The organism is Chromobacterium paludis, assembly GCF_008275125.1.
GTDB lineage: Bacteria > Pseudomonadota > Gammaproteobacteria > Burkholderiales > Chromobacteriaceae > Chromobacterium > Chromobacterium paludis.
On record NZ_CP043473.1, the window covers coordinates 587,985 to 605,290 of the forward strand.

The following is a 17,306-nucleotide window of genomic DNA, read 5'->3' on the forward strand; positions in this document are numbered from 1 at the left end:
ACGACAGAACAAGGAAGGAAAACCATCAATGAGCAATTCGGTAACCCGCGCTGATTTCGACCAAGTCATGGTGCAGAACTACGGCCCCGCCGGTTTCATCCCGGTGCGCGGCGAAGGCTCCCGCGTATGGGATCAGGATGGCCGCGAATTTCTGGACCTGGCCGGCGGCATCGCCGTCAACTCGCTGGGCCATTGCCATCCGGAGCTGGTGGCCGCGTTGACCGAGCAAGCCAACAAGCTGTGGCACGTGTCCAATGTGTTCACCAACGAGCCGGCGCTGAAGCTGGCCAGCCTTTTGGTGGAAAAGACCTTCGCCGAGCGCGTGTTCTTCTGCAACTCCGGCGCCGAGGCCAATGAGGCCGCGTTCAAGCTGGCGCGCAAATACGCGCACGACAACTACGGCGTGCACAAGCATCAGATTCTGTCCTGCGTCAATTCCTTCCACGGCCGCACCCTGTTCACCGTCAGCGTGGGCGGCCAGCCCAAGTACACCGAAGGCTTCGGCCCGGTGCCGGCCGGCATCGGCCATTTCGAGTTCAACGATATCGAATCGCTGAAGGCGGCCATTTCCGACAAGACCTGCGCGGTGGTGATCGAGCCCATCCAGGGCGAGAGCGGCGTGCTGCCGGCCGATCCGGAGTTCCTCAAGGCCGCGCGCGAACTGTGCGACGCGCACAACGCGCTGCTGATCTTTGACGAAGTACAAAGCGGCATGGGCCGCACCGGCGCACTGTACGCCTATCAGCAATACGGCGTGACCCCGGACATCCTGACCTCGGCCAAGGGCATAGGCGGCGGTTTCCCCATCGGCGCGATGCTGACCACCGACAAGGTGGCCAAGAGCTTCGGCATCGGCACCCACGGCTCCACTTACGGCGGCAACCCGCTGGCCTGCGCGGTGGCGCACAAGGTGGTGTCCTTGGTCAGCGATCCGGCCTTGCTGGCCGGCGTGGAGGCGCGCCATCACCGCCTGGTGGCCGGTCTGGAGGCGATCAACGCCAAGCACAAAGTGTTCAAGCTGGTGCGCGGCAAGGGCCTGTTGATCGGCTGCGTGCTGACGGATGAATACAACGGCCGCGCCCGCGACTTCCTGAAGGCCGCCGAAAAGCGGCAATTGATGATTCTGGTGGCCGGCCTCAGCGTGCTGCGCCTGGCGCCGTCGCTGGTGATCAGCGAAGCGGACATCGACGAGGGCCTCCAGCGCCTCGACGCCGCCATCGCCGACCTGCTGTCCGCCCAGTAAGGCCAGCGCGCGCCGTCGGCGCGCGGTTTGTCACAGACCACGATTTCATAGCCACGACCCCGCATCTGGCCGGGTCGCGGCTGCGCCCCAAATACGGCAAGGCCGCCTCAACCAGGGAGGATTTCCCATGTTTACTGTGCGTCCCGTCCGCACCTCGGACCTGCCGGCGATAGAGCGGCTGGCCTTGGCCAGCGGCATCGGCGTCACCAGCCTGCCCAATAACCGCGAGAAGCTGTTCGAGCGCATTCAGCAGTCGGTCAACGCTTTCGAGCACGAAGCCACCGGCGACGCCGGCTGCGAATATTATATGTTCGCGCTGGAGCATGGCGGCGCGGTGGTGGGCACCGCGTCCATCTGCGCCTCGGCCGGTTTCGACGAGCCTTTTTACAGCTACCGCAGCGAGACCGCGGTGCATGCTTCGCGCGCGCTGGACGTGCACAACCGCATCCACGTGCTGAACATCTGTCATGACCTGACCGGCACGGCCCAGCTGTGCGGCTTCTATGTGGACAGCGGCCTGGAAGCCATCGCCGCCGAACTGATGTCGCGCGCGCGGCTGCTGTTCGTCGCCGGCGAGCGCGAGCGCTTCGGCCGCCGCATCATCGCCGAGATGCAGGGCATCCATGACGACGCCGGCCAGTCGCCGTTCTGGAACGCCATCGGCCGCCGCTTCTTCAATCTGGACTTCGTGCAGGTGGAGCAGGCTTTCGTCAGCCACAGCAAGACCTTTATCGCGGAGCTGATGCCTAGCTACCCGATCTACGTGCCCTTGCTGCCGGATGAGGCGCAGCAGGCCATCAGCCAGATCCATCCCAATTTCGAGCGCGTGTGCCGTCTGTTGTGCAACGAGGGTTTTGAGGCCGACAACTACCTCGACATCTTCGACGGCGGCGCGGTGCTGACCGCGGAGATCGACCGCCTGAGGACGGTGGAGCACAGCCGCGCCTATCCGGTGGAAATCCAGGCTTCGCTGCCGGCCCAGGCCAGCCTGCAGCTGGTCAGCAATGACCGCCTGCTTGGTTTTGCCGCCACTGCCGCCCGCGTCGCCGTCATCGACGGCGTGGCCTTCATCAATCCGGACGCGGCCAAAGCGCTGAACGTCGCCAGCGGCGACGCGGTGCGCGTGGCCGGTTTGCAGCAAGCATAAGGAGAGCGGACCATGATGTTTATCCGTCCCGTAGCGCACAAGGATTTGCCGGGCCTGATGGATCTGGCCAAGAGCGCCGCCAGCGGCGGCGTAGGCCTCACTTCCCTGCCCATCAACGAAGACCGGCTGCAGAAGCGCATCGCCCGTTCGGTGCTGTCCTTCGGCGGCGAGCTGGATCGCGCCGATCATGGCTACGTCTTTGTGCTGGAAGATGGCGAAACCGGCCGCGTGGCCGGCATCTGCGCCGTGGAGGCCGCCGTCGGCCTGAAGGAGCCCTGGTACAACTACCGCATCGGCACCATCGTCCACGCCTCGGAAGAGCTGGGCGTGTATTCGCGCCATGAGACGCTGTTCCTCTCCAACGACCATACCGGTTACTCCGAGCTGTGCACGCTGTATCTGCACCCGGATTACCGCGTCAAGCGCAACGGCGGCCTGCTGTCCAAGAGCCGCTTCCTGTTCCTGGCGCAGTTCCCGCAGCTGTTCGGCAAGATGGTGGTGGCGGAAATGCGCGGCGTATCCGACGAGAATGGCCGCTCGCCGTTCTGGGAGGCGCTGGGCCGCCACTTCTTCTCCATAGATTTCGCCGAGGCCGACTACCTGACAGGCATCGGCCAAAAGGCTTTTGTCGCGGAGCTGATGCCCAAGCACCCGGTATACGTGGACTTCCTGCCGCCGGAGGCGCAGGCGGTGATCGGCCTGACCCACGAGGCCACGCGGCCGGCGGTGGCGATGCTGGAGTCGGAAGGCTTCCGCTACGAGGGCTATGTTGATATTTTCGACGCTGGTCCCACCGTGCAGGCCTATACCAGCGATATCCGAGCGGTGAAGGAAAGCCAGCGCCTGCCGGCGCGCATCGTCGATCCGCTGCCGGATGGCGACAAGGAATGCTATCTGGTATGCAACGACGCGCTGGAGGGCTACCGCGCGGTACTGGTGGAGTGCGCGGCCCCGCGCGGCGAATTCTGTCTGACGCCGGAGTTGGCGCAGGCGCTCAATGTTCAGGATGGCGATCACGTCCGCTGTGTGACGCTGACGCCGAAGGAGGCTGCGTAATGACGAGCTTGTTCATGGATGGCAAGTGGCTGGCCGGCGAGGGCGAAGCCATGGCCAAGACCAATCCGGCCGACAACGCGCCGCTGTGGCAAGGCCGCGCCGCCAGCGCCGACCAGGTGGACGACGCGGTGCGCGCCGCGCGCGCGGCCTTTCCGGCCTGGGCCAGGATGGGGGTGGACGCCCGCGCCGCCGTGGTGCGCCGTTTCGGCGAGTTGCTGACCGAGCGCAAGGCCGAGCTGGCCCGCGTCATCGCTCAGGAAACCGGCAAGCCGCTGTGGGAAGCGACGACGGAAGTGACCACAATGGTCGGCAAGATCGACATTTCGCTGAAGGCGCTGGCCGAGCGCACCGGCGAGCGCGCCGCGGCGATGGGCGACGCCCAGGCAGTGCTGCGCCACAAGCCGCACGGCGTGGTGGCGGTGTTCGGCCCCTATAACTTTCCCGGCCATCTGCCCAACGGCCATATCGTACCGGCGTTGCTGGCCGGCAACGCGGTGGTGTTCAAGCCGTCCGAGCTGACGCCTTGGACCGCCGAAGAGACCGTCAAGCTGTGGAGCGAAGCCGGCTTGCCGGCCGGCGTGATCGGCCTGCTGCAAGGGGCCAAGGACACCGGCGTGGCCCTGGCCGGCCATGACGGCATAGACGGCCTGTTCTTCACCGGCAGCTCCGCCACCGGCGCGCTGCTGCACAAGCAGTTTTCCGGCCGACCGGACAAGATTCTGGCGTTGGAAATGGGCGGCAATAACCCGCTGATCGTCGGGCCGGTGGCCGATGTGGACGGCGCCGTGCATCACGTGATCCAGTCCGCTTTCGTCTCCGCCGGCCAGCGCTGCACCTGCGCGCGCCGCCTGCTGGCGCCGCAAGGCGAGTGGGGGGATGCCTTCGTCGCCCGCCTGGTGGAGGTGGCCGGCAAGCTGCGCGTAGGCAAATACGATGCCGAACCGGCGCCGTTCCTGGGCGCGGTGATTTCCAACGCCGCCGCAGACGCGCTGCTCAAGGCGCAAGACGCGCTGGTCGCCGCCGGCGGCAAGCCGCTGCTGACGATGCGCCGCGTGGAGGCGGGCGCGGCGATGCTGACGCCGGGCATCATCGACACCACGGCCGTTGTCCGCCCGGACGAGGAATTCTTCGGCCCGCTGCTGCAGGTGATTCGCTACGCCGACTTCGACCAGGCCATCGCCATCGCCAACGACACCCGCTTCGGCCTGGCCGGCGGCGTGCTGTCCGACAGCCGCGAACTGTACGACCGCTATTGGCTGGAGTCCCGCGCCGGCGTGGTCAACTGGAACAAGCCCTTGACCGGCGCGTCCAGCGCCGCGCCGTTCGGCGGCATCGGCGCGTCCGGCAACCATCGCCCCAGCGCCTATTACGCGGCCGATTATTGCGCCTATCCGGTGGCCTCGCTGGAGTGCGACAGCTTGGCGCTGCCGGCGCAGCTGTCGCCGGGCATTGTGCTGTGAGGGGAAGACGATGAACGCCTATGAAGTGAATTTCGACGGCCTGGTGGGCCCCACCCACAATTACAGCGGCCTGTCCTTCGGCAACGTCGCGTCCACCAGCAATGTCAGCGCGGCCTCCAATCCCAAGCTGGCGGCCAAGCAGGGCCTGCAGAAGATGAAGGCCCTGCATGACCTGGGCTTCCAGCAGGGCGTCCTGGCGCCGCAGGAACGACCCGACGTGGCGTCCTTGCGCAAGCTGGGCTTCAGCGGCAGCGACGCCGATGTGATCGCGCGCGCCGCCAAGGAGGCGCCCACCATCCTGGCGGCGGCCACGTCGGCGTCCAGCATGTGGACCGCCAACGCGGCCACGGTCAGCCCGTCGGCCGACACCGCCGATGGCCGCGTGCATTTCACGCCGGCCAATCTGAACAACAAGTTCCACCGCTCGATCGAGCATCCCACCACGCGCCGCGTGTTGCAGGCCATGTTCGCCGACGAAGCCCGCTTCGCCGTGCACGAGGCGCTGCCGGCGCAGATGCACTTCGGCGACGAGGGCGCGGCCAACCATACCCGCTTCTGCGCCGGCTACGGCCAGCCCGGCGTGGAGTTCTTCGTGTTTGGCGCGGCGGCTTTCGACAGCCGCTACCCCAAACCGGCCAAGTTCCCGGCGCGGCAGACGCTGGAAGCCAGCCAGGCGGTGGCGCGGCTGCACGGTTTGTCGGAAGCCGGCGTGGTCTACGCCCAGCAAGACCCGGACACCATAGACGCCGGCGTGTTCCACAACGACGTGATCTCGGTCGGCAACGGCGAGGTGCTGTTCCATCATCAGCAGGCCTTCCTCAACCAGGCTGAGGTGCTGGACGAGCTGGCGCGCAAACTGGCGGCTCGCGGCGGACGCTTCACCGCCATCGAGGTGCCGCGCGCCGAGGTGACGGTGGAAGAGGCGGTAAAGAGCTATCTGTTCAACAGCCAGCTGCTGTCCAAGCCGGGCGGCAAGATGCTGATCGTGGTGCCGGAAGAGTGCCGCAACAACGAAAGGGTTTGGGGCTATCTGCAAAAGCTGGTCGCCAGCGGCGGACCGATAGACGAAATCAAGGTATTCGACCTCAAGCAAAGCATGCAGAACGGCGGCGGCCCCGCCTGCCTGCGCCTGCGGGTGGCGCTGAACGAGGCGGAACTGGCGGCGGTGAATCCACGCGTGCTGATGAGCGATGGTTTGTTCGGCGAGCTGAACGCCTGGGTGGATCGCCATTATCGCGACCGGCTGGCGCCGGCCGATCTGGCCGATCCTCAGCTGTTGATGGAGTGCCGATCGGCGTTGGATGAATTGACCCGGATTCTGGGCCTGGGCAGCGTCTACCCCTTCCAGCTGGGCTGATGATGCGCGGCGCGTCCGCCAAGCCCGCTCCGGCCTAGGCCGGGGCGGGCTTTTTGCTGGGCGCGGCGGTGATGCATGCATTCGCTTGGGCTGGAGCGGCAGCGATGGGCTAGGTTGAGAATAGGCATGCGGCTTGCTTGCTGTGGAAGCGATGTCACATGCGGCAAAAACATCTCACAACAGATTTTTTTGCATGGATTGGCGCGAGATTTGTGGAAAGTGTTTGCTATTGTAGATTGTATGCAAGTGAACAATGCTCATGCTTCTATGTTCATAAACCGCTTATATGCTGCCTGACACGTGTTCGGATGTGAATAAATAGAATGCTAATTATGACCGAAATGTAAAAGCGGCGGGTGAGAGCAAAGAATTCGACAATGTGGCTGCTTGTAAAATTTCCATTTGAAGGATTCTTCTATAAATTTAATAAAAACAATGACTTGTTTGATTTTTTTTGAATTTTGGAGAGTGTGGATTTTGCGGATGTTCGCAATTGACAGTCGATTGGATACATGGTGATAATCGGTTCGCCTGTCGGACAGAAGCCAAAGTCTAGGCCCGCGGCAGGTGGACAAAACAGGCAGCAGTCAAGAAGAGGGAAATCCCCCGCAAGCTGTCGGCAGACAAACAGAGGAGATCTCCAAACGTGGACATTTTTCTGCAACAAATCCTGAACGGCCTCGTTCTGGGTAGCATCTACGCGCTGATCGCGCTGGGCTACACCATGGTGTACGGGATCATGGGACTGATCAACTTCGCCCACGGCGAAGTGGTGATGTTCGGCGCCATGGTCACCATCACCGTCATTACCACCCTGATGAATTCCGGCATCAATCTGCCTGGCCCCTTGCTGGTGCTGATCGGCCTCTTGGTGGCTGTGCCGGCCTGCATGCTGCTCGGCTTCGTCATCGAACGCGTGGCTTACCGGCCCTTGCGCGGCAAGCAGCGCCTGGCGCCGCTGATCACCGCCATCGGCGTGTCCATCGTGCTGCAGCAGCTTGCCATCCTGATCTGGGGCCGCAACTACATCCCCTTCCCGGAAATCCTGAACCATGACGTGGTGACCATCTTCGGCGCCAGCATCACCAAGCTGCAGATCGTCATCATCGTATTGTGCCTGGTCATCATGGCCGGCCTGTTGTTGATGGTGGAACGGACCAAGCTGGGCCGCGCGATGCGCGCCACCAGCCAGAACCCGGCCGTGGCCGGCCTGATGGGCGTCAACGTCAATACCATCATCTCCGCCACCTTCGTCATCGGTTCCGGCCTGGGCGCCATCGCCGGCGTGATGGTGGCCACCAACTATGAGCAGGCCCACTACTACATGGGCTTCATGATTGGTCTGAAAGCCTTCACCGCCGCGGTGCTGGGCGGCATCGGCAACCTGGGCGGCGCGGTGGCCGGCGGCATTCTGCTCGGCATCATCGAGAGCCTGGGCGCCGGTTATATCGGCACGCTGACCGGCGGTTTCCTGGGTTCCAACTACCAGGACATCATCGCCTTCATGGTGCTGATCGCGGTGCTGATCTTCCGTCCGTCCGGCTTGCTGGGCGAAAAAATGGCCGACCGCGCCTGATCGGAAGGAGAGACATATGGATCTGAATCATCTGAGCACCGGCAAGAAAGTGGCGCTGTTCGCCGTCTGCGCCGCCCTGCTGGCCGCGCTGCCCTTCCTGGTGGGCGGCGTGCTGGGCAATTCCTGGGTGCGCATCATCGACTTCGCCCTGTTGTACGTAATGCTGGCCCTGGGCCTGAACATCGTGGTGGGCTTCGCCGGCCTGCTGGACTTGGGCTTCATCGCCTTTTACGCCATCGGCGCCTATACCTACGCGCTGCTGAGCTCGCCGCACTTCGACATCCACTGGCTGTTCCTCATCACCATTCCGCTTGGCGCGGCGCTGGCCTCGCTGGGCGGGGTGATGCTGGGCACGCCGGTGCTGAAGCTGAAGGGCGACTACTTGGCCATCGTGACCCTGGGTTTCGGCGAGATCGTGCGCATTTTCATGAACAACCTGAATGCGCCGATCAACATCACCAACGGCCCGCAAGGCGTGAACCTGATCGACCCCATCCACATCGGCAACGTGTCCCTGGGCGAGAGCATCGAGCTGTTCGGCCTGAGCTTCCACAACGTCTATCTGTATTACTACCTGTTCTTGGTGCTGACGGTGCTGGTGGTGATCATGGCTTGGCGCCTGCAGCACTCCCGCATCGGCCGCGCCTGGGTGGCGCTGCGCGAGGACGACATCGCCGCCGCGGCCATGGGCATCAATATCCGCAACATCAAGCTGTTGGCTTTTGCGCTGGGCGCCTTGTCCGGCGGCGTGGCTGGCGGCCTGTTCGCGTCGTTCCAGGGTTTTGTATCGCCGGAATCGTTCAGCCTGATCGAATCCATCATGATCCTGGCCATGATCGTGCTGGGGGGCATGGGCCATATCCCGGGCGTGATTCTGGGCGCCGTCGTGCTGACCATCGCGCCGGAAATCCTGCGCTCCACCATCGGCCCGCTGCAGATGAGCGTCTTCGGCCGCATGCTCATCGATCCGGAGAACGCGCGCATGCTGCTGTTCGGCCTGGCGATGGTGGTGATGATGCTGGTCCGTCCGGAAGGGATGTGGCCGTCCAAGCGTCGCAAGGCGGAGTTCCGCGACGACCGTGAAGACGCTGCAGTGCAGAAAGGTTAATCATGGCTGAAGTTTTGCTGAAAATCGAAGGCATTCATAAACGATTTGGCGGTCTGCACGCGCTCAACGATGTGGCCCTGACCATCAACAAAGGCGAAATCTATGGTCTGATCGGTCCCAACGGCGCCGGCAAGACCACGCTGTTCAATGTGTTGACCGGTCTCTATGTGCCGGACGAGGGCAAGTTCTCGTTTAACGGCCACGACCTGTTCCAGAAGAAACCGCACGTGGTGGTGGAGGCCGGCATTGCCCGGACTTTCCAGAATATTCGCCTGTTTGCCGAAATGACGGCGCTGGAAAACGTGATGGTGGGCCGTCACATCCGCTCCAAGGCCGGCGCGCTGGGCGCTGTGCTGCGCGACAAGGGCACCATGGCCGAGGAGCGCGCCATCGAGGCCAAGGCCTGGGAGCTGCTGGAATACGTCGGCATCGCCAATGTGGCCCATGAGCGCGCGCGCAACCTGTCCTACGGCCACCAGCGCCGCCTGGAAATCGCCCGCGCCCTGGCCACCGAGCCCAAGCTGCTGGCGCTGGACGAGCCGGCGGCCGGCATGAATCCGAAGGAAACCGAGGAACTGAAGGCCTTGATGAGCAAGGTGCGCGATGGCGGTGTCACCGTGCTGCTGATCGAGCACGACGTCAAGCTGATGATGGGTCTGTGCGACCGCATCGCGGTGTTGGACTATGGCAAGAAGATCGCGGAAGGCGTGCCGGAAGAAGTGCGCCGCAATCCTAAGGTCATCGAAGCGTATTTGGGAGCGGCCCACGCATGAGCATTCTGGAAGTTAAAAACCTGCAAGTGGCCTATGGCGGCATTCAGGCGGTCAGGGGCGTGGATTTCCACATCAACCAGGGCGAGCTGGTGACGCTGATCGGCGCCAACGGCGCCGGCAAGACCACCACGCTGAAGACCTTGGTGGGCATGGTCAAGAAGTCCGGCGGCGACATCGTGTTCGACGGAAAGAACGCGGCGACCATCCCTTCGCATGACTTTGTCCGCCATGGCCTGGCCATGGTGCCGGAAGGCCGCGGCGTGTTCGCCAAGCTGACGGTGGAAGAGAACCTGCAGATGGGGGCCTACTATCGCAATGACAAAGCGGCCATCCAGAGCGAGATCGAGCATGTCTACGAGCTGTTTCCGCGCCTGAAGGAGCGCCGCCTGCAATTGGCCGGCACCCTGTCCGGCGGCGAGCAGCAGATGGTGGCCATGGGCCGCGCCATGCTGTCCAAGCCCAAGCTGCTGTTGCTGGACGAACCGTCCATGGGCCTCGCGCCCATCATCGTGGAGAAGATCTTCGAGATCATCCAGATGATTTCCAAGCAGGGCGTGACCATGCTGCTGGTGGAGCAGAACGCCAAGCTGGCGCTGGAAGTGTCGCAGCGCGGCTACGTGATGGAAAGCGGCCGCATCACCATGAGCGGCAACGCCAAGGAATTGCTGGACGATCCGCGCGTGCGCAACGCCTATCTGGGCGAATAAGCGCCGAGCCTATCGCGTGCGACCCCCTGTCGGATTCGATCCGGCAGGGGGTTTTTGTTTGTCAATTCCTGGGTATTGACCCTGCTTGCCGCTTCCAAGCGTAAGCTCTTGGTCTGTCTGTCGGCATTGTCAACGCTTGCGCGTCACGGATCCGGCGGCCTCCGGGCTCTGGCGCGCGAGGTTGGCATGCTTTTGAGTCAACATGAATGCTTGCTGATTTTTAAAAAACCGCCCATAGGGCACGGCCGCGCTTACTCTTTCAGGTAATGATCGTAGATGGCCTGGTAGCGCCCGGTGTCTTTGAGATGCCGCAGGCCGGCGTTGAAGTCGTCGCGGATTTTTTCGCTGCGGAACACCGGGCGGTAATTGAGCGGGTTCAGCTTGATGAAGCTGTGAAACTCCACCGGCTTGAGCGGGCGATGCAGCTCTTTTTGCGCTTGCAGCGCGAAATAACGGTAGATGTTGCGATCACATAAAACGACATCGTAGTGGCCCGCATCCAGCGTCAGCACCTGCAGCGCTTGATTGTTCTGCTCGAAATACATGCCCTCGTCGCGCGCGGCGGTCAGCCACTCGGGATAGCGCTTGGCCGCGCCCTGGAAGGCAATGACTGACAGACCGTGCAAATCCTCGGGGCGATGGATGACAAGATGTCTTTCTTTCAGCGTGATCAGCACATTGTCGTAAATCACGGCTGGGTCCCCATAGTATCCGCCATAGGGCGTCAGGTCTTCACCCAGGTCCGTCATGCTGGCATCCACTTGGTGCGCTTTGAAGGCGAGCGGCACGCGGGCGAAAGCATAATAGTGGGGCTGCAAGTGATGGCCGCGGAAGGCGAGCGCCTCCCCGATGACTTCGAGTTCGATGCCGCTATTGGTTTCCGGAAAGACGAAGGGGGGAATTTTTTCGCCGAAGGACATGGAGACCGTGTCGGCCTGTGCCCAGTGGCCGCACAAGACGAACAGGGCGGCAAGATAAATAATTCTCATGCGGACTTCTCAATGAAACTCGATCGGATTGTCTGACAATTTTTAGTGGCTTGCAATTGCGTGGCTGGAAATATTTGGATTAAGCGGTTTCCGCAGGGTGGCGAACTGTCGAGGCAGCCGCATGGCATGGCCGGATTGCCGGAATGGTGACCATGACGTAAGCTGCTGTCGCCGCAGAGAGGCGGAAAATAGACAAGATCCGTCACAGGAGGCGAGAGTATGTACAGTCTGACCGTGTTGTGGCACCAGTTGTTGGGCGCCCTGATGTTGCCGCCGCTGATCTACCTGTTGCCGATCGCGCTGGGCGCGCTATTGGGCAAACGGCGGCCGCGTTTGAGCGGGGCGCTGCTGCTGGCCGGCTTGGCGCTGGGTTATCTATTGTCCATACCGCAAACCGCGATCTGGTTGGCGAACAGGCTGGAGCGTTATCCGGTCATTGCGATGGATCAGGTGCGCCAGGCCCAGGCCATCGTGGTGCTGGGCGGCGGCAAGAAACCCGCGCCGGAGTACGGCCGCGACGAGCCTAACGGCGATACCCTTGCCAGGCTGCGTTATGGCGCCTACCTGGCCCGGCAGTCAGGCAAGCCTTTGCTGGTGAGCGGCGGCGCGCCGCTGGGCGGGGAGCCGGAGGCGGAGGTGATGGCGCGCACCTTGCGCGATGACTACGGCCTGACGCCGCGCTGGGTGGAGAGTCGGTCCAATACCACGTTGGAAAACGCCCAGTTTTCCGCTGAAATCCTGAAGCGGGACGGCGTCACGCGCATCGCGCTGGTCAGCCAGGGCTGGCATTTGGCCCGGGCCGTGCCCTTCTTCGTGCGGCAGGGCCTAGCCGTGGCGCCAGCGCCAACGGCGTTTACCCGCTATGCAGGCGGCGGCGTGTTCTGGTGGATACCAAGCGGCCGTTCCATGCAAGAGTGCCATAGCCTGCTGCGCGAATACCTGGGCCAATTATTCTATCGCGCCCGCGGCGAGGGTTGAGCGGTTGGCGGCGGCGCAGCGGCCGGCCTTCGCCAGCGACAGCGCCTTCATCGCAATTTTCCGCCAGCACACCGGCGAAACGCCGGCGCGCTACGCCAGGGACCGGGATCAGTCCAGCGTGTCCAGGTAGTCGCGCGCCGGCCACGCCGCGCTATTTTTCCAGGGCGGGATGAAGCCGGCGGGCAGCGGCTGCGGCGCCACAGTGATGGTTTCGCGCTGGCGGCCATCGGCCGAACGTAGCGACACCCGCAGCGGCATCTGCCAGCGTGCGCTCCAGCGCAGCGTCTTGCCGGCCTTGCTGTAGACGGCGACATCTTCGCTCTCCCGCTTTTGGGCGAAGCCGCGCATCTGCGAGAGATCCACCAGCTGGCTGGCGCGCGCCCAGGAGCCGTCGAAGCCGGCGTCGCTCCACTCCCGCTTTTCCACGACGATTCTTTCCCGCTTGGCGGCGTGGATGAATTCCACTTTCAACTGGCCTTTGCCGTCTTGCCAGACATGGCGCGGCGCGGCGGCGAAGTCCAAATGCTGGTGGCCGTCGTCGTCGTGGCGGTGGGGCGCGGCCGCGTTCAGCCGTTCGCGCCAGATGTGGTCGTTTTGACGCACCCAGCGCTCGCGGTAGCGAAGGGTTTTCTCGACACCGTCCGCGCCCAGGCTGACGGTTTCGTAATGGACGACGGCCTGCAGATCGGGCAGGGCGGCGGCGGCCGGCTGGGCGAGCAGCGCCAGCGCGGCGAGAGACAAGACTTTCATGCATGCCTTCCAAAGCGAAGCGCGCGGCCATGCGGCCGCGCGCGGGAGGAGATTACAGGCCGAGGGCGGATTTCACCAGGCCGAACACCTTGGTGTTGTCCATCACGCCTTTGAAACCCGGGCTGCCGGCGCCGCCGGACATCAGCATCACGTCGCCGCCGCCGTGGGTTTCGCTGGACAGGCGGATGCCGGTTTCCTGCTGGTAGTCGTCACCGGTGGCGGTGGCCGAATCCACTGATACGCGGGTGGGCTTGCGATTCGGGCCGTTGCCGAACACCAGCGTGGTGTAGACCGCGCCATCGGCGTCCTTGGCCGGTTGACCGTCGGAGTAATGGCGCGAGATATCGTGGATGGGGTTGCCGCGCTTGGAATACCCGTTGATGGTCATGGTGTGGTCATGGTCGGCGGTGACGACGATCAGGGTGTTTTTCAGATCGACCTTGGCCAGGGCGGTCTTGATCGCGTCGTCGAAGGCGATGGCGTCCACCAGGGCGCGCTTGGCGTTGGTGCCGTGCAGCGCGTGGTCGATGCGGCCGCCCTCCACCATCAGCACGTAGCCGTTGCCGTTCTTGGACAGCACGTCTATCGCCGCCGCGGTCATCTGCGCCAGGCTGGGCTGGTCTACCTTGTTCTTGACGCGGTCCAGCTCGTACTCCAGGTGGTCCTTGCCGAAGATGCCCACCAGTTTGGTGGCCGACTTGGCGTCGAAGGCGGCTAGCTGGGCGCCGGTCTGCAGCACCGGATAGCCCTTGGCGGCGAATTCCTTCAGCAGATCGCGGCCGTCGCTGCGCTTGCCGCCGTTGGCCTTGGGCAGCAGGAATTTGCTGCCGCCGCCCATCAGCACGTCGAGGCCGCCTCCCAGCTTGGCGTTGTAGCCGGCGCCGCCCGGCACGGCCTGGGCGATGATGTCGGATTCGGCGTCGCGGTGGCAGACGTGGGCATAGGTGGCGGCCGGCGTGGCGTGGGTGACGCGGGTGGTGGTGACCGCGCCTATGGCCTTGCCCTTGGCCTTGGCCAGCTCCAGCAGCGTGTCCGCCGGCTTGCCGTTGTTGGCGCCGCAGTTGCCGGTGCCATCGCTATTGGGCTCGATGGCGCGGGTGTCGGACGTCATGGAGATGACTTCGTTGTTCATCTTCACGCCGGTCATGTAAGCCGCCATCGACGGCGCGCTGTCGGTGGTTTGGGCATCGTTGGAATAAGTCTTGATCCGCGCGGTGCGATCCAGTTTTTCCATATTCAGCTTGCCGCTCTCGCCGTACTGGTAGATGCGGGCGGCAGTGACGGTGGCGGGGCCCATGCCATCGCCCAGGAAGAAGATCACGTTTTTGGCTTCGCCAGCGGCCAAGGCCTGGGAAGCGGGCAGGGCGGCCAGCACGGCGGCGGCCAGCACGGTTTTCATCACGGTTTGCATGTTTTTGTTCTCCTATGCCTTACAGGCCGGCGGCCTTCTTGACCAAGCCGAATACTTCGATGTTTTCCAGGAAGCCATGGATGCTGTCCGCGCCCTGGCCGGTGGCGGCGATATAAACGTCGGTGCCGCCGTGGGTTTCGCCGCCGGCCGGCATGCGCACGGCCGCTTCCTGGTGGTAGCTGTCGGCGGACACGGTGTCGTCGGTCAGCGCGGCGGCCGCGTTGCGGTCGCCGGCGACGCGGTTTTCGCCGTTGCCGAAGCCGATGATGGAGTAGGGCATGCCGTCCTTGTCCTTCAGGGGCGCGCCGCTGACGTAGTCCTTGGCCAGGCCCAGCACGCCCGGATTGCCCGGCGCGGTCTTGCCGGTGCGCTTGGCGTAGCCGTTCAGCACCAGGGTGTGGTCATGGTCGGCGGTGACGACGATCAGCGTGTTCTTCAGGCCCGGGTCTTTTTGCTGCATCGCATCGATGGCGGCCTTGATGGCCTGGTCGAAGGCGACGGTGTCTTGCAGCGCTTTCTTGGCGGTGGTTTCGTGCAGGGCGTGGTCGATGCGGCCGCCTTCCACCATCAGGAACATGCCCTGTTTGCCGCTGCGGCCGGCCAGCATGGCGATGGCCTTGGATGTCATCTCGGCCAGGCTGGGTTCCTTGCTGGCATCACGGTCCAGGTCGTAGCTCATGTGGCTGGAGGTGAACAGGCCGACGGCGCGCGAGGTCTTGGCCGGATCGATGGCGCTGAACGCGGCCTTGTCCGCGGCGTAGCCATAGCCTTTGGCCTTCAGCTCCGCCACCAGGTCGCGGCCGTCGGCGCGCTTGCCGCCGGCGGTTTTGGGCAGGAAGAACTGGCGGCCGCCGCCGAACACCACGTCCACGCCGTCTTTCAGCGCCGCGTTGTACAGCGCGCCGCCCGGCACCAGCTGGGCGGCGATGTCGGCTTCGGCGTCGCGGTGGCAGACGTGGGCATAAGTGGCGGCCGGGGTGGCATGGGTGACGCGGGTGGTGGTGACCACGCCGGTGGCCCAGTTTTTGGCCTTGGCCAGCTCCAGCAAGGTGGTGACCGGCTTGCCGTTGGCGGCGCCGCAATTGCCGGTGGCGTCCTTGGTCGGTTCGATGGCGCGGGTATCGGACGACATGGAGATGACTTCGTTGTTCATCTTCACGCCGGTCATGTAGGCGGCCATGGATGGCGCGCTGTCGGTGACCTGGGCGTCTTGGGAGAAGGTTTTGACGAAGCCGGATTCCGGCAGCGTGTCCATGGTCAGCTGGCCGTCTTCGCCCACGGCGTAAATGCGGGCAGCCGTCGTCGTGGTGATGCCCATGCCGTCGCCAAGGAAGAAGATCACGTTCTTGGCGCTGGCGGAGGGCGTGGTCTGGGCATTGTCCTGGGTGCGGCTGCTGGTGGCGCCGCCGTCGCTATTGCAGGCGGCAAGCGTGAGGGCCAGCAGGACGCTGGCGCTGAGGGTGAGAGTGCGCATTCAATCTACCTTTGTTATGAAAAAAACGCGCACAAAGATTATGTTTGGAATGTTTCACCCAAATAAATTGTTAGCAATTATGTAGACATGTTGCAAATTTTTAACATTTCCACAGCCGGGCGAGGAAGGAGACGCGCACCTTGGCTTCTGCCGCGTGACAGGGTGCGAGAATTCTCAAGCCAGGCTTGCTGGTGTCGCGCGGCAGCGGTTCGCCGTAAGGCGGCCCGTCGCCGCGCCGGATGGCGGCGACCATGGGTTCGCTGGGCTTGGCGCCGGCGGCGGTGACCACGCAAATCTCCTCGCTGGCGATGCGCACGAAGCTGCCGGGGGGGTAGATGCCCAGCTCGCGGATCAGCAGAGTGATGAAGCCTTGGTCGAATTCGCTGTCCTTGCGCTGGAATATCTGGCCCAGGGCGGTGGCGGGCAGCAGGGCGGAGCGGTAGCGGCGCGGCAGCAGTTTGGCGCAGGTGATGTCGGCCAGATGCAGCATATGGGCCGGCGGCAGGATCTGCTCCTTGCCCAGGCCTTGCGGGTAGCCCTGGCCGGACCAGGACTCGTGATGGGTCTGCACCAGGGTGTGCCACAGCTGGTCCTCGACGCCGGCCTCGCGCAGGATGGCGGAGCTCATCAGCGGATGGTCGAGTATGGCTTGGCGCTGCTGCTCGCTGAGCTGGCCCTGCTGGCTATACAGCTCGTTCTGCAGCTCCACCTGGGAGATGTTCATGGTCAGCGCGGCGCAGATCAGGATTTCGCGGTGGCTGGGCGGCAGTTTGACGCTGCGGGTCAGGATGGCCAGCAGCGAGGCGGTATGCAAGGGATGGGCGACGCTGTATTCGGTGAACGGCACCAGGAAGATGGAGGCGATCAAGGCGTCATGATGGGTTTCCGCCAGACGGATCAGCGTCTTGGCCAGCTGCATCACCTTGCCCTGCAAGTCCGGGGTGGCCAGCGCCCGGTACAGCACATTGCGCACCCGTACTTGCAGAAAGGCGATGTCCTCGAACAAGGAGTGCTTTTTATGGTCGTTGAGGTTGGGCTTGTCCAGCGCGCGCGCGTCCCCCTTGGCCTCGGCAAAGCCCATGTGAACGAGCTTTTCCTTCAATTCCGGCGTCAGCACGTAATGTCCGCGCTTTAACAGCAGAAATCCGTTGCTTGAGTAGACGTTGACCGGCAGCTCCTTGCCAATCTCCACCATGGAGGAGAAGACTTTGGCCGGTTTCTTGGTGGATTCCACAGTCATTGCCCGTGTCACCGCTTGCGATGTTTAATGTCTATGG

General features: G+C 63.7%; 15 protein-coding genes. 10 read left to right on the forward strand and 5 right to left on the reverse strand.

Annotated elements, in window-relative coordinates; genetic code table 11:
- Positions 1–28: 28 nt before the first annotated feature.
- The 9 genes from FYK34_RS02695 to FYK34_RS02735 all read left to right on the forward strand — a co-directional run bounded on the left by FYK34_RS02695 (position 29) and on the right by FYK34_RS02735 (position 10,427).
- Positions 29–1,243, forward strand: coding sequence for an aspartate aminotransferase family protein (locus FYK34_RS02695; RefSeq protein WP_149294939.1), 1,215 nt, complete (start codon positions 29–31; stop codon positions 1,241–1,243).
- Positions 1,244–1,370: 127 nt separating this feature from the next.
- Positions 1,371–2,390: an arginine/ornithine succinyltransferase subunit alpha gene (gene aruF, locus FYK34_RS02700; RefSeq protein WP_149294940.1), complete on the forward strand. Its 1,020-nt coding sequence runs from the start codon at positions 1,371–1,373 to the stop codon at positions 2,388–2,390.
- Positions 2,391–2,402: 12 nt separating this feature from the next.
- Positions 2,403–3,446 (forward strand): arginine N-succinyltransferase, encoded by a 1,044-nt coding sequence (gene astA, locus FYK34_RS02705; protein ID WP_149294941.1) that lies wholly within the window; start codon positions 2,403–2,405, stop codon positions 3,444–3,446.
- Positions 3,446–4,906 carry a succinylglutamate-semialdehyde dehydrogenase gene (gene astD, locus FYK34_RS02710; RefSeq protein WP_149294942.1) on the forward strand — a complete coding sequence of 487 codons (1,461 nt, stop codon included), beginning with the start codon at positions 3,446–3,448 and terminating at the stop codon, positions 4,904–4,906. Before astA ends, astD begins: the two co-directional genes overlap by 1 nt.
- A 10-nt stretch (positions 4,907–4,916) precedes the next feature.
- A complete protein-coding gene (gene astB / locus FYK34_RS02715; RefSeq protein WP_149294943.1) occupies positions 4,917–6,263 on the forward strand; it encodes an N-succinylarginine dihydrolase in 1,347 nt (448 codons plus the stop codon).
- 646 nt (positions 6,264–6,909) lie between these two features.
- Positions 6,910–7,839 carry a branched-chain amino acid ABC transporter permease gene (locus FYK34_RS02720; RefSeq protein ID WP_149294944.1) on the forward strand — a complete coding sequence of 310 codons (930 nt, stop codon included), beginning with the start codon at positions 6,910–6,912 and terminating at the stop codon, positions 7,837–7,839.
- Between the two features lie 16 nt (positions 7,840–7,855).
- Positions 7,856–8,947 carry an ABC transporter permease subunit gene (locus FYK34_RS02725; RefSeq protein WP_149294945.1) on the forward strand — a complete coding sequence of 364 codons (1,092 nt, stop codon included), beginning with the start codon at positions 7,856–7,858 and terminating at the stop codon, positions 8,945–8,947.
- 2 nt (positions 8,948–8,949) lie between these two features.
- On the forward strand, positions 8,950–9,720 hold the full coding sequence (locus tag FYK34_RS02730; RefSeq protein WP_149294946.1) for an ABC transporter ATP-binding protein: 771 nt from the start codon (positions 8,950–8,952) through the stop codon (positions 9,718–9,720).
- Positions 9,717–10,427, forward strand: coding sequence for an ABC transporter ATP-binding protein (locus FYK34_RS02735; RefSeq protein ID WP_149294947.1), 711 nt, complete (start codon positions 9,717–9,719; stop codon positions 10,425–10,427). Before FYK34_RS02730 ends, FYK34_RS02735 begins: the two co-directional genes overlap by 4 nt.
- Positions 10,428–10,678: 251 nt before the next feature.
- Here FYK34_RS02735 and FYK34_RS02740 read toward each other — a convergent pair whose 3' ends face one another.
- Entirely contained in the window at positions 10,679–11,347 is a 669-nt protein-coding gene (locus FYK34_RS02740) for a substrate-binding periplasmic protein (protein ID WP_196782598.1), read from the reverse strand.
- 288 nt (positions 11,348–11,635) lie between these two features.
- On the opposite strand from FYK34_RS02740, the gene FYK34_RS02745 reads away from it, so the two are divergent.
- Complete coding sequence (locus tag FYK34_RS02745; protein WP_149294949.1) at positions 11,636–12,394, forward strand: YdcF family protein; 759 nt, start codon at positions 11,636–11,638, stop codon at positions 12,392–12,394.
- A gap of 108 nt (positions 12,395–12,502) precedes the next feature.
- Here FYK34_RS02745 and FYK34_RS02750 read toward each other — a convergent pair whose 3' ends face one another.
- From FYK34_RS02750 to FYK34_RS02765, 4 genes are all read right to left on the reverse strand, one after another.
- On the reverse strand, positions 12,503–13,144 hold the full coding sequence (locus FYK34_RS02750; RefSeq protein WP_149294950.1) for a hypothetical protein: 642 nt from the start codon (positions 13,142–13,144) through the stop codon (positions 12,503–12,505).
- A gap of 52 nt (positions 13,145–13,196) precedes the next feature.
- On the reverse strand, positions 13,197–14,555 hold the full coding sequence (locus FYK34_RS02755; RefSeq protein ID WP_149294951.1) for an alkaline phosphatase: 1,359 nt from the start codon (positions 14,553–14,555) through the stop codon (positions 13,197–13,199).
- Between the two features lie 19 nt (positions 14,556–14,574).
- Positions 14,575–16,029 (reverse strand): alkaline phosphatase, encoded by a 1,455-nt coding sequence (locus tag FYK34_RS02760; RefSeq protein WP_149294952.1) that lies wholly within the window; start codon positions 16,027–16,029, stop codon positions 14,575–14,577.
- 100 nt (positions 16,030–16,129) lie between these two features.
- Positions 16,130–17,269 (reverse strand): HD-GYP domain-containing protein, encoded by a 1,140-nt coding sequence (locus FYK34_RS02765; RefSeq protein ID WP_149294953.1) that lies wholly within the window; start codon positions 17,267–17,269, stop codon positions 16,130–16,132.
- Positions 17,270–17,306 lie beyond the last annotated feature (37 nt).